At 64.7% G+C, this 13,481-nt stretch carries 8 protein-coding genes; 4 read left to right on the top strand and 4 right to left on the bottom strand.

Features of this window, described 5'->3' with window-relative positions; translation table 11 throughout:
- Window positions 1-4: 4 nt before the first annotated feature.
- Complete coding sequence (locus tag PMI42_RS18055; protein WP_008136660.1) at window positions 5-1,624, bottom strand: GMC family oxidoreductase; 1,620 nt, start codon at window positions 1,622-1,624, stop codon at window positions 5-7.
- A gap of 174 nt (window positions 1,625-1,798) precedes the next feature.
- Between PMI42_RS18055 and PMI42_RS18050 the strand changes: the two genes are divergently transcribed.
- The gene (locus PMI42_RS18050; protein WP_008136658.1) at window positions 1,799-2,971 is read left to right on the top strand and encodes a M20 aminoacylase family protein; all 1,173 of its coding nucleotides are present in this window, start codon (window positions 1,799-1,801) and stop codon (window positions 2,969-2,971) included.
- Window positions 2,972-3,133: 162 nt separating this feature from the next.
- On the opposite strand, the gene PMI42_RS18045 is transcribed toward PMI42_RS18050, so the two are convergent.
- From PMI42_RS18045 to PMI42_RS18035, 3 genes are all read right to left on the bottom strand, one after another.
- Entirely contained in the window at window positions 3,134-4,762 is a 1,629-nt protein-coding gene (locus tag PMI42_RS18045; protein ID WP_008136655.1) for an inorganic phosphate transporter, read from the bottom strand.
- Between the two features lie 98 nt (window positions 4,763-4,860).
- Complete coding sequence (locus tag PMI42_RS18040; RefSeq protein ID WP_008136652.1) at window positions 4,861-6,303, bottom strand: UdgX family uracil-DNA binding protein; 1,443 nt, start codon at window positions 6,301-6,303, stop codon at window positions 4,861-4,863.
- Window positions 6,303-7,538 (bottom strand): putative DNA modification/repair radical SAM protein, encoded by a 1,236-nt coding sequence (locus PMI42_RS18035; protein ID WP_008136650.1) that lies wholly within the window; start codon window positions 7,536-7,538, stop codon window positions 6,303-6,305. The genes PMI42_RS18040 and PMI42_RS18035 overlap by 1 nt, the downstream gene beginning before the upstream one ends.
- 164 nt (window positions 7,539-7,702) lie before the next feature.
- On the opposite strand from PMI42_RS18035, the gene PMI42_RS18030 reads away from it, so the two are divergent.
- From PMI42_RS18030 to PMI42_RS18020, 3 genes are read left to right on the top strand one after another with little or no spacing between them, the layout of a single operon-like run.
- On the top strand, window positions 7,703-8,488 hold the full coding sequence (locus tag PMI42_RS18030; protein ID WP_008136648.1) for an ImuA family protein: 786 nt from the start codon (window positions 7,703-7,705) through the stop codon (window positions 8,486-8,488).
- Window positions 8,388-9,977, top strand: coding sequence for a Y-family DNA polymerase (locus tag PMI42_RS18025; RefSeq protein ID WP_035966028.1), 1,590 nt, complete (start codon window positions 8,388-8,390; stop codon window positions 9,975-9,977). Before PMI42_RS18030 ends, PMI42_RS18025 begins: the two co-directional genes overlap by 101 nt.
- A complete protein-coding gene (locus PMI42_RS18020; RefSeq protein ID WP_008136646.1) occupies window positions 9,974-13,444 on the top strand; it encodes an error-prone DNA polymerase in 3,471 nt (1,156 codons plus the stop codon). The genes PMI42_RS18025 and PMI42_RS18020 overlap by 4 nt, the downstream gene beginning before the upstream one ends.
- The last annotated feature ends 37 nt before the right edge of the window (window positions 13,445-13,481 follow it).

The raw sequence follows: 13,481 nt of genomic DNA, 5'->3' as shown, positions 1-13,481 counted from the left end.
GATGCTACTTCGCATCCTCCAAAATCATCGATGCACCCTTCTCTGCGATCATCGCCGTTGGCGTATTGGTATTGCCCGAGGTGATCGTCGGCATGATCGAGGCATCGACGACGCGAAGACCGGAGAGGCCATAGAAGCGCAACCGTTCGTCTACCACCGCCATCGGATCGTTCGCCGCGCCCATCTTCGCGGTGCCGACGGGGTGGAAGATGGTGGTGCCGATATCGCCGGCGGCCTTGGCGAGCGAGACATCGTCGTCGCCGACGGTGGGGCCGGGGAGATATTCGCTCGGGCGATATCTTGCCAGCGCCTTCTGCTGCATCAGGCGGCGGGTGGTGCGGATAGCGTCGGCGCCGACCTGGCGGTCGTCGTCGGTCGACAGGTAATTCGGCGCGATGATCGGCTTTTCGTCGGGTGCTGCCGTGCGCAGCCGCACGGTCCCGCGCGAGGTCGGCTGGAGATTGCAGGCGCTGACCGTGATGGCGGGGAAGCGGTGTAGGGGATCGCCGAACTTGTCGAGCGACAGCGGCTGCACGTGGAACTGGATGTTGGCGCGGGCGCGCGTCGCATCGGAGCGTGTGAAGATGCCGAGCTGCGACGGCGCCATCGTCAGCGGCCCGCGGCGGCGGAACGCGTAGTCGAGTCCCATCAGGCCGCGGCGGAACAGGTTGTAGTACGTCTCGTTCAGCGTGCGCACGCCCTCGACCTTGTAGATCGCGCGCTGCTGGAGATGGTCTTGCAGATTGCGCCCCACACCGGGCTTGTCCATCACGATATCGATGCCGAGCGGCGACAGCCATTCGGCCGGGCCGATGCCGGAGCGATGCAGCACCTGCACCGAGCCGATGGAGCCGGCCGAGAGAATCACCTCGCGTTTCGCGCGCGCCTCGATGATCTCGCCGTTCTGGACGAAGCGCACGCCGACGGCGCGGCCCTGCTCGATGATGAGACGATCGACCAGCACGTTCTTCTCGAGCCGCAGGTTCGCCCGGTTCAGCGCCGGCTTGAGAAAGCCGCGCGCCGACGACCAGCGCCGGCCGCGCTTCTGGTTGACGTGGAAATAGCTGGTGCCTTCGTTGTCGCCGGTGTTGAAATCCGGGATGCGCTTGATGCCCATTTCTTCTGCGGCGTCGCCAACGGCATCGAGAACGTCCCAGGACAGCCGCGGCGCCTCGATGCGCCAGCCGCCACCGGCGCCGTGATGCTCGCTTGCGCCGAGGAAGTGATCCTCCAATCGCTTGAACAGCGGCAGCACGTCGTCATAGCCCCAGCCGGTCATCCCGAGCTGGCGCCAGTGATCGTAATCGGCGGCCTGACCGCGCATCGAGATCATCGCGTTGATCGCCGACGAGCCGCCGATCACCTTGCCACGCGGATAGGACAGCGAACGGCCGTTCAAGCCGGGCTCGGCCTCGGTCTTGAACATCCAGTCCGAGCGCGGATTGCCGATCGCGAAGAGATAGCCGACCGGAATGTGGAACCAGATCCAGTTGTCGTCGCCACCGGCCTCGAGGATGAGGACGCGATTCCGGGGATCGGCCGAGAGCCGGTTGGCAAGAATGCAGCCGGCCGTGCCGGCCCCGACGACGATATAGTCAAACTCACCTTCGAGCCGCCTTGGCATTCTGCTTCCACCCGGATGGTCACTTGACGTTCCGTCCTAATAGGCAGACGCGGCGGATTGGGACAAGCCCGGCTATGCCGACAGGACAGGGCTACCCTCGATCCGCGGGAGTTAGGTGGACTGGTGCTTGCATGGTAGACAGTCCTGTATTCTCAACAAAGCTCGAGACCCTCCATGCCCATCGTGAACCGCGTCGCCGACCTCCAACCCGATATTCAGGCCTGGCGCCGGGACATCCACCAGCATCCCGAACTGCTCTATGACGTCCATCGCACCGCAGCATTCGTGGCGGACCGTCTGCGTGAGTTCGGCTGCGACGAGGTCGTGACCGGCCTTGGCCAGACCGGCGTGGTCGGCGTGATCAAGGGCAGCAAGCCGGCCGGCGAGGGGCTCAAGGTGATCGGCATGCGCGCCGACATGGATGCGCTGCCCGTCGACGAGCAGACCAACCTGCCTTACGCCTCGAAGACTCCGGGCAAGATGCACGCCTGCGGCCATGACGGTCACACCGCGATGCTGCTCGGCGCCGCACGCTATCTCGCCGAGACCCGCAATTTTGCCGGCGATGCGATCGTGATCTTCCAGCCGGCCGAGGAGGGCGGCGCCGGCGGCGCGGCCATGGTCAAGGACGGGCTGATGGAGCGCTTCGGCATCGAGCAGGTCTATGGCATGCACAACGGGCCGGGCATTCCGGTCGGCTCGTTCGCGATCCGGCCGGGCCCGATCATGGCGGCGACCGACGAGGTCGACATCATGATCGAGGGTCTCGGCGGCCACGCCGCGCGTCCGCACAAATGTATCGATTCCGTGCTGGTCGGCGCGCAGGTGATCACGGCGTTGCAATCGATCGTCGCGCGCAGCGTCGATCCCCTGGAATCGGCGGTGATCTCGATTTGCGAATTCCATGCCGGCAATGCCCGCAACGTCATTCCGCAGACCGCGACGCTGCGGGGCACCATCCGCACGCTGTCGCCGGAGGTGCGCAAGCTGGTCGAGAAGCGCGTGCACGAGGTGGTGGCGGGCGTGGCGCAGATCACCGGCGCCAAGATCGATCTGCGCTACCAGCGCAACTATCCCGTCGTGAACAACCACGCCGCGGAGACCGAGGTGGCGCGGCGTATCGCAAAGCAGGTCGCGGGCGAGGCCAATGTGCACGAGATGCCGCCGCTGATGGGCGGCGAGGATTTCGCCTACATGCTGGAAGCCCGTCCCGGCGCCTTCATCTTCTGCGGCAACGGCGACAGCGCCGGCCTGCATCACCCCGCCTACAATTTCAACGACGAGGCGATCGTGTTCGGCACATCCTACTGGGTCAAGCTGGTCGAGGAATCTCTCGCGGCGTCGTGAGGCTTCTTTTCACCTCGCCCCGCTTGCGGGGAGAGGTCGAATTCGATCGAAGATCGCATTCGGGTGAGGGGGACTCTCCGCGAGTCCGTCTCTCACCGTGATCGAGGATGCAGCCCCTCACCCCAACCCTCTCCCCGTAAGAACGGGGAGAGGGAGAGGTCTTCAGAAAATCCGCGAGAAGATCACGTACAGCGTGGCCGATAGCGCGATCGCGCAGGGCAGCGTCAGCACCCAGGCCATCAGCAGGTTGCGGATGGTCGCCATCTGCAGGCCCGAGCCGTTGGCAGCCATGGTGCCGGCGACGCCCGATGACAGCACGTGTGTGGTCGAGACCGGCAGGCCGAACACGTCGGCGGCGCCGATCGTGGCGGCGGCGACGAACTCGGCGGAGGCGCCCTGTGCGTAGGTGAGATGGGTCTTGCCGATCTTCTCGCCGACGGTGACGACGATACGCTTCCAGCCGATCATGGTGCCGAGGCCGAGCGCGATGGCGACTGCGATCTTCACCCAGTTCGGGATGAACTTCGTGGCGGCGTCGAGCGAGCCCTTGTAGGTGTTGAGCACCGCGACCTCGTCCTTGCTGAGATCGTTCTCCTTGTCCTTCATCAGGAAGCGGATCGCTTCCGAGGTGAGGTACATGTCGTTGCGGGTGTTGCCGACGGCTTCCGCCGGCACCTTGTTCAGCGAACCGTATCTGGCAACCTGGTCGCCGACGTCCTTCACCAGCACGGCCAGCGAGGGATAGGTGCCCTCGTTGAGCTTGTGCAGCGCGATGTACTGCGTCACCGCCGGACGGGGATCGCCGATGATGCTGTGGCCGGCGCCCTTGGCCGCGATCACCTTGGAGGCGGCCTCCGAAGTCTTCTGGAACTGGGCGACCTGCGATTCCGGCAGCGCGCGGTTGAGCGCGTAGGCGGTCGGCACGGTGCCGATCAGGATCAGCATGATCAGGCCCATGCCCTTCTGGCCGTCATTGGAGCCGTGGGCGAAGCTGACGCCGGTGCAGGTCGCGATCAGCAGGCCGCGGATCCACAGCGGCGGCGCCTTGTTGCCTTCGGGGGCGGCATAGAGCGCCGGGTTGCGCACGATGAACTTGAGCAGCAGCAGCAGCACGGCGGCGCAGATGAAGCCGAACAGCGGCGAGAGCAGCAGTGCGTAGCCGATCTCGGTGGCCTTGCTCCAGTCCACGCCCGAGGTGCCGTCGCGGCCGCGCATGACGGCGTTGGCGATGCCGACGCCGATGATCGAGCCGATCAGCGTGTGCGAGGAGGAGGCGGGCAGGCCGAAATACCAGGTGCCGAGATTCCAGAGGATCGCCGCGATCAGCAGCGCGAACACCATCGCGAAGCCGGCGCTGGAACCGACCTGGAGGATCAGCTCGACCGGCAGCAGCGAGACGATGCCGAAAGCGACCGCGCCGGAGGACAGCAGCACGCCGAGGAAGTTGAAGAAGCCCGACCACATCACGGCGACTTCGGCCGGCAGCGAATGAGTGTAGATCACCGTCGCCACCGCATTGGCGGTGTCGTGGAAGCCGTTCACGAATTCGAAGCCGAGCGCGATCAGCAGCGCGACGAACAGCAGGATGTAGGGCAGGTAGGTCGTGACCTTGGTGCCGGTTGCATCGATGTCGGCATAGATGCTGTAGGCGACGAACAGCAGGCCCGCGGCGAGGATGCCGAAGAACAGGATCATCGTCAGCGGGTTGAAACCCTTGTCGAGATTTGGCCGCGAGGCCGGCTGGATCGGCGCGGGATCGGCTACCGCGCGGTCGAATGCAACATCGGTCATGTCTGGACGCCCCTTAACTTCTTGGTAGGGCTATTGTCCGCGATTGATTTGAAGGCTGGATGACAAGCGGCGGTTGAAAGGCGTTTTCCCGCCGTTATCTAGGCGGCGCGCGGAGCTTTCCTCTGCACCGAGGCAGCGATCTTCAGATCTTCGACAAAGCGCTGATATTCCAGCACCTTGGCCTCCGGATCGGGCAGCCGCAGCAGGTAGGACGGGTGCACCGTCACCAGCGCCTTGCGTCCGTCGGGAAGGTCCATGAGCCGGCCGCGGGTCTTTCCGATCGGGGTGATCTTGCCGAACACGCTTTGCGCGGCAGTGGCGCCCATCGCGACGATAAGATCGGGCTGGATGACTGAGACCTCCCGCTCGTACCATTGCCGGCATGCCCGGATCTCCGGCGTTGCCGGCTTCTGATGCAGGCGGATCTTCCCACGCGGCACGAATTTGAAGTGCTTCACCGCGTTGGTGACATAGACCGTCTTGCGGTCGACACCGGCTTCCTGAAGCGCGCGATCGAGCATCTGGCCGGCCGGTCCGACGAAGGGATGGCCGGCAAGGTCTTCCTTGTCGCCGGGTTGCTCGCCGACCAGCATGATGGTGGCGTCCTTCGGGCCTTCGCCGAAGACGGTCTGCGTTGCGTCCCTGTAGAGCGGGCAGGCGCGGCAATGCGCGGCCTCCTCGCGGAGCGCTTCGAGATCGTCGGCAGCAGGCTTGCGGGTCATCGGGGCCTCCGGCCGCTTCTGAGGCTTGTGCGGATCGGTTGCGGCATTGGCGATCATGGCGCCGGTCATGCGCTCGGCGTCCTCGATCAAGGGTTTAATGATCGAGGCCTCGGGCAGGTTCCTCCAGTATTTCTTCGGCATCTCCGTCTGCATCGCCTTCACCTTCAATCGCGCCGGATTGAAGATGCTGGCATAGTAGCGCCGCCAGGTCTCCTCCAGCCGGTCTTCGCCCGGCGCCTCGCTCTTGCTCACGCCCGGCGTGAACGAGAGCGCATGGCCATCCCAATGCGCGCACAGGTCCGGCGTCAAAATCGACCAGGGCATGTCGGCAAAGCGTTTGGCGAAGAACGGCGCGGCGAGCTCGACGATGTGATGCTCCGGCTCGAACCAGGCGACGTAATGCGCCGCACGCTCGCGGCCGATCTCGCGGAAACGCACGAAGGCATGCATCTTGTGCTCGTCGCGATGAACCGCCCTTGCCATGGAAGTGACCTGCGCGACATCAGGGTCGGTCGCGACCTCGATGAGGTCGTGATTGTCCTTCAGCCGGAACAGCAGGCGATAGAGGATCGCAAAGCGCTCGATATCGCGATGCAGGATCGCGGATTTGGCGAGGGCGACGAATTTGCCTGATACGTTGAAGCTACCTTCGTTCACCTCGAGGATCGGGGATGGTGCGGGCGGCGCAAACAGCTCGGCTTCGCCGCCCTGCACGGTCCAGGTGACGTCGGTGGGCTGCACATGATGAAGCACGAGGCTGCGTGCGGCTTTGCGCCAGCCGTCGAAATCGGTTTCGGTGTCGAGGGTGATGTACTGCATCAGAAGCCAAACCCCAATTGTGTTGCCTTCGGCTTGAACCGTTCGATGAGCCCGGCCGCATCGAGCCGATGCGGGGCGGGCCGGTGGTCGCTGAGGACGATGAACGGCATCGCCTTTTTCCGGGGTACGTGCAGCCGCGCGAGATCGGAGAGGCGGATCGTGGTGGTACGCCGCGTCGCGATGATGCGTTCGACCGCCTTGGTGCCGAAGCCGGGTACGCGCAGCAATTCCTCGCGGCTGGCGCGGTTGACATCGAGCGGAAAACGGTCGCGGTGGCGCAGCGCCCAGGCGAGCTTTGGATCGATGTCGAGCGGCAGCATCGCGCTGTCGTCGACGATCTCCGCAACGTCAAAACCGTAGAACCGCATCAGCCAGTCGGCCTGGTAGAGCCGGTGCTCGCGCAGCAGCGGCGGCTGTACCAGCGGCAAAGCGCGGCTGGCATCGGGGATCGGACTGAACGCGGAGTAATAGACGCGCCGCAGCTTGTATGAGCCGTAGAGATTGGAGCTGGTGTGGAGAATGGTGTGATCGGAGGCTGCATCAGCGCCGACGATCATCTGCGTGCTTTGTCCAGCCGGCGCAAAACGCTGCGGTTTTGCCTTCGTCTTCGCGCTGCGGCTGTCCTCGGTCTCGTCCAGCTTCAGCCGCAGCCGGCCCATGGTGCGGCGGATCGCGCGGACGTCCTTCTCCGGCGCGAATTGCTGCAGGCTCGTTTCGTCAGGCATCTCGATGTTGATGGAGAGGCGGTCGGCATATTTGCCGGCCTCCGCGATCAAGGCGTCGTCGGCTTCGGGAATGGTCTTCAGGTGGATGTAGCCGCGGAAGTGATATTCCTCGCGCAGCTTGCGCGCGACGCTGACGACTTGCTCCATGGTGTAGTCGGGGCTGCGGATGATGCCGGAGGAGAGAAACAGGCCCTCGATGTAATTGCGCCGGTAGAAGTCGAGCGTGAGCTTGACCACCTCGTCGACGGTGAAGCGGGCGCGCGGCACGTTCGAGGAGGCGCGGTTGACGCAATAGAGGCAATCGTAGTTGCAGGCGTTGGTCAGCAGCACCTTGAGCAGCGAGATGCAGCGTCCGTCCGGCGCGTAGGAGTGGCAGATGCCCATGCCCGGCGCGGTCGAGCCCATGCCCTTGCCGTCGCTGGAATCCCGCTTCTCGGTGCCGCTGGAGGCGCACGACGCGTCGTATTTGGCGGCATCCGCCAGAATCTCCAGCTTGCGTTGTACATCCATCCCAAAATCCCTTTGATTCAGCTCATGAATCCGGATGAGCACCAATTCGATTGACTCACCCGATCCTGTTAGCTTTATATTAGAACATATCATGAACAAATGAGCCAGCCGCAGGTTCTTATTTTTGAGAACCTCGGCAATCACCCTCTGAAGGAGCGGCGAGCATGAGCGGCGCACGCATCAGCGCGCTTGCGACCTTGCGCGGCCAGATCGAGCGCATCGAGACGGCGGAGGTCGTGCGTCAGCACGATCGCGTCGCGCTGGGCCACAACGAGGCCGATGCCGCGCTGAAGGGCGGGCTCGCGCGCGCGGCGATCCATGAGGTGTTTTGCGAGGGACGCCAGGGCGCGGCCGCGACGGGCTTTGTCATGGGGCTCGCAGGGCGCGTGTCGGCGCAGCGGCCGCTGCTGTGGGTGCGGCAGGATTTTTCGGAAATCGAAACCGGCGCGCTGTCGATGAGCGGGCTCGCCGAACTCGGCCTCGATCCGCGCCGCGTGGTGATGGTGCGCGCCGCCGATGTCGAGAGCGCGCTGCGCAGCTCGGCCGATGCGCTCGCCTGCGATGCGCTGGGCGCCGTCGTGCTCGAGCTCTGGGGCGATGTCAGGCAGTTCGATCTGGTGGCGAGCCGCAAGCTGACGCTGGCCGCGCAAGGCTCCGGCGTCACCGGCCTGATGCTGCGCATGGCGGCGCAGCCGCTGCCGTCGACTGCCGAGACGCGATGGATGCTGCGCGGGGCGCATTCGCCGCCGGATGCAGCGTGGAGTGCCTGGGGGGCGCCGCGCTTCGATGCCGAGCTGCTGCGCAATCGTCATGGCCCGTGCGGCCGGTGGATCATGGAATGGAAATGTGATGAGTGCCAATTCTCTGAACCGTCGACGTATCCTCAGCCTGTGGCTGCCGCGCCTGCCCATCGACCGGATACAGCGGTTCTTCAACGGCGCGCTGGGTAATGATTCTGAGCCCAGTATCGTCGTCATCAAGGAGAATAATGCGCTGGTCATCCATGCGCTTGACGATGCCGCGTCGCGCCTCGGCCTGCATATCGGCCAGCCGCTCGCCAATGCCCGGGCGATGTGCCCGGACTTGCGGGTGTTCGACGCCGATGTCGTAGCCGATGCCAAGACGCTCAGCGACATCGCCGACTGGTGCGACCGCTTCACGCCGCTGGTGGCGCTCGATCCGCCGCACGGGCTGTTCCTTGATATCACCGGCTGCGCGCATCTGTTCGGCGGGGAGGCCGCGCTGTTGCAGACGCTGGTCCGTGCGCTGGCGCGGCAGGGCTTTGCCGTCAGCGCAGCAATCGCGGGGACTTCTGTTTGCGCGCGCACGCTGACGCGGCAGGCCTCCGGCACCATCGTCGCGGATGGCAGCGAGGCGGCGGCGATCGACCGGTTTCCGGTGTCCGCGCTCGGCGCGGGTGAGGCCATCACAACCGGCCTGCGCCGCGCCGGGCTGAAGACCATCGGCGATGTCGCCTCGCGCAACCCGAGCGAGATCACGGCGCGGTTCGGCGCGCGGTTCTCCACATTGCTCGCGCATGCGCTGGGGCAGGGCGATGCGCCGATCAATCCGCGCAAGCCGCTGCCCGATTACATCGTGGAGAAACGCTTTGCCGAGCCGATCGCGACCGACACCATGATCGCGATGACGCTGTCGCGGCTCGCCGACACGCTGATCGCCTCCATGGAGAAGCAGGGCAAGGGTGCGCGGCGGCTGGAAGCCGCCTTCTTCCGCACCGACGGCGTGGTGCGCGCGATCATGGTCGAGACCGGGCGGCCGGTCACGCAAAGCGCCGTCATCGACCGCCTGTTCCGCGAGCGGCTCGATGCGCTCGCCGACCCCCTCGATCCCGGCTTCGGCTTCGACATGGTGCGCCTGTCGGCAAGCCGCACCGAGATCGTGGTGCAGGAGCAGCGCGATCTCGACGCCCATGTCCACGACAATGACGAACTCGCCGCGCTGATCGACCGCATCGCCGCGCGCATCGGCGGCAAGCGCGTCGTCGTGCACCTGCCTGAGGATACCCATATCCCCGAATGCGCGGTGCTGGTCGCACCCGCCCAACATCATCTCGCCGCCGCCATGCAGGCCGAATGGCCTGATCGTATCGAGAGCGAGCCGCCGCTGCGCCCGTTGCGATTGTTTGAGAAACCGGAGCCGATCAAGGTGCCGTTCGCGACCGTGCCTGATGGCCCGCCGCATCAGTTCACCTGGCGCCGTGCACTGCATGCGGTGGTGCGGGTGGAGGGACCCGAGCGCATCGCCATGGAATGGTGGCGGCAGGACGGCAAGCAGCTGACGCGGGATTATTTCCGCATCGAGGATGCCGAAGGCCTGCGCTTCTGGATCTTTCGCGACGGTCTTTATGAGGGGGGGGTGTTCGACGGCGACGGCGAGCCCGCGTCTCCCGGCTGGTATGTGCACGGTCTCTTCGCATGACGACATCAGCTTATGCCGAGATCGGCATCACCACGAATTTTTCATTTTTACGCGGCGGCTCTGACCCGCGGTCCTATGTGCATCAGGCCAGCAAGCTCGGCATTCCTGTGATCGGCATTGCCGACCACAATACGCTGGCCGGCGTGGTGCGCGCCTGGAATGAGCTCGACAACAAAGAGGTGCTGCACAAGCCAAAGCTCCTGATCGGCGCGCGCATCGTCTTCATCGACGGCACGCCTGACATTTTCGTCTACCCGCGCGACCGCGCCGCCTATGGCCGGCTGTGCCAGCTCCTCACCCGCGGCAAGCGTGGCGACGACATCACGCGGATCGAGAAGGGCGAGTGCCGTCTCACCTTCACCGATCTTATCGCGTTCTCGGAAGGCCAGCTCCTGGTTCTGACGTTGCCGCATCGTTTCGATCCCGCGCAGGCGCTGGATGTTCTTTCAAAGTTGAAGGCAAGCCCCGCCGAGGGCGTATGGCTGGCGGCGAGCCTGATCTATCGCGGCGATGACCGGCGTCGGCTGGCGCGGCTCGACGATCTCGCGGCCAAAGCAAAGGTGCCGCTGCTCGCGACCAACGAGGTGCTCTATCACGATCCCGGCCGCCGGCCGCTTCAGGACGTGCTGACCTGCATCCGGGAAAAGACCACGATTGAAGCTGTCGGGCGGAAGCTCGAGGCCAATGCCGAACGCTTTCTGAAGACGCCCCGCGAAATGGCGCGGCTGTTCCGCGATGTCCCCGACGCGATCGCCGAGACGATGCGCTTTGCGAGCAAGATCGACTTCACGCTCGATCAGCTCAAATACCAGTATCCGGACGAGCCGGTGCCGCCGGGCAAGACCGCGCAAGGGCATCTGGAGGATCTGACCTGGGCCGGCGTCGATAAATATTTCAGCGGCAATATCGATGACAAGCTGCGCGCCACGCTCAAGAAAGAGCTCGCGCTGATCGCCGAACTGAAATACGCGCACTATTTCCTCACCGTGCACGACATCGTCCACTACGCGCGCAGCCAGAACATTTTGTGCCAGGGCCGCGGCTCGGCGGCGAACTCGGCGGTGTGTTACGTGCTCGGCATCACCTCGGTCGACCCGACCAAGGTCGATCTGCTGTTCGAGCGGTTCATCTCCAAGGAGCGGCTGGAGCCGCCCGACATCGACGTCGATTTCGAGCATTCGCGGCGCGAGGAGGTGATGCAATATGTCTATCGCCGCTACGGCCGCCACCGCGCCGCGATCATCGCCACCGTCATTCATTACCGTCCGCGCAGCGCCATCCGCGACGTCGGCAAGGCGCTCGGCCTGACCGAGGACGTCACCGCAGCGCTCGCCGACACCGTCTGGGGCAGCTGGGGCAAGGGCCTCAACGAGATGCAGGTCAGGCAGGCCGGGCTCGATCCCAAAAATCCCATGATCAATCTCGCGGTCGAGCTTGCGACCGAGCTGATCGAATTTCCCCGCCATCTCTCCCAGCATGTCGGCGGCTATGTGCTGACGCAGGACCGGCTCGACACCTATGTGCCGATCGGCAACGCGGCGATGGACGACCGCACCTTCATCGAATGGGACAAGGACGACGTCGACGCGCTCAACATGATGAAGGTCGACGTGCTCGCGCTGGGCATGCTGACCTGCATCAGGAAATGTTTCGATCTGATCGACCAGCACAAAGGCGAGCGTTTTGTGCTGGCGAGCGTGCCGCAGGATGATCCCAGGGTTTACGACATGCTGTGCGAGGGAGAGTCCCTCGGCGTGTTCCAGGTCGAGAGCCGCGCCCAGATGAACATGCTGCCGCGCCTGAAGCCACGAACCTTCTACGATCTCGTCATCGAGGTCGCGATTGTGCGACCGGGGCCGATCCAGGGCGACATGGTGCACCCTTACTTGCGGCGGCGGAACGGGCAGGAGAAGGTGAACTATCCCTCGCCATCGCCCGAACATGGTCCCGCGGATGAACTCTACAAGGTGTTGCACAAGACGAAGGGCGTGCCTCTGTTCCAGGAACAGGCGATGCGCATCGCGATCGAGGCGGCGAAATTTACCTCCGAGGAAGCCAACGGCCTGCGCCGCTCAATGGCGACCTTCCGCAACGTCGGCACCATCGGCCAATACGAGGAAAAGCTGATCGGCAACATGGTCGCGCGCGGCTACGATCCCAATTTTGCCAGAAGCTGCTTCGATCAGATCAAGGGTTTTGGCTCCTACGGTTTCCCGGAGAGCCATGCCGCGAGCTTCGCCCAGCTCGTCTACATCTCGTCATGGCTGAAATACCATCATCCCGACGCCTTCTGCTGCGGCCTGCTGAACTCGCAGCCGATGGGCTTTTACGCGCCGGCACAGATTGTCAGCGATGCCCGCAAGAACGGCGTCGAGGTGCGCGAGATCGACGTGTCCTACAGCTTTGCGCAGAACACGCTGGAGAATACTGACGACAGATATTGTGCTGTTCGGCTGGGTTTCCGTCAGATCGACGGCTTTCATTGGCTCGATCCCGATGAGGAGCGTCTGAAACGCTCCCAGCTGTCATTCCGGGGCGCGCGTCGCGCCAGCCCGGAATCCATAACCACGATCGGGAGTATGGATTCTCAGATGCGCAATTGCGCATCAGGGCTCGCGCCAAGTGGCGCGCCCCGGAATGACGGCGGGGAGTTGGACTGGGCCGACCGCATCATCGCCGCCCGCAATCGCCGACCCTTCACCTCGCTCGAAGACTTCGCCCGCGACACCGGCCTGCCCAAGCGCGCGCTGATCCTGCTGGCCGATGCCGATGCGTTCCGCTCGCTCGGGCTCGATCGCCGCGAAGCGCTGTGGCAGGTACGGCGGCTGCCCGACGACGTGCCGCTGCCGCTGTTCGAGGCGGCAACCGCGCGCGAGCAGCCGGACGAGCACGCCAGGCCATTGCCGGTGATGCCGCGTGCCGAGCAGGTGGTCGCGGATTACCAGACCATCCGGCTATCGCTGAAGGGCCATCCGATGGAATTCTTGCGCGAGCTGTTTACGCGCGAGCGCGTGGTGGCCTGCAAGGATATCAGTCATGCGAACGAGCGGCGCCGCGTCCGCTGCGCCGGCGTGGTGCTGGTGCGGCAGCGGCCGGGCAGCGCCAGCGGCGTCGTGTTCATGACGCTGGAGGACGAGACCGGCATCGCCAATGTCGTGGTCTGGCCAAAAATCATGGAGCAGTATCGCAAGGAGGTGATGGGCGCGCGCCTCATCCTGGTCGAGGGCTATATCCAGAGCAGCCCGGAGAAGGTGACGCATCTGATCGCCCAGCGCATGATCGACCGCTCGCACGATCTGGTCGGCCTTGCCAATGATGCGATGATCCGCAAGCATCCGGTGCCGGCAGGAGCCACCGTGGTCGAACCGCTCAACGACGACCCCCGCGCGCTTGCGGACATGCCGGCGCAAAGAATCCGCCACCCCCGCAACGTCCGCATCCTGCCGCCATCGCGGGATTTTCATTGAGAGCGTGGCGCGAGCTGCTACACCCCAGCTGTTGTAG

Source organism: Bradyrhizobium sp. YR681 (assembly GCF_000282615.1).
Lineage (GTDB): Bacteria > Pseudomonadota > Alphaproteobacteria > Rhizobiales > Xanthobacteraceae > Bradyrhizobium.
This window is presented reverse-complemented; position numbering and strand designations above follow the sequence as displayed.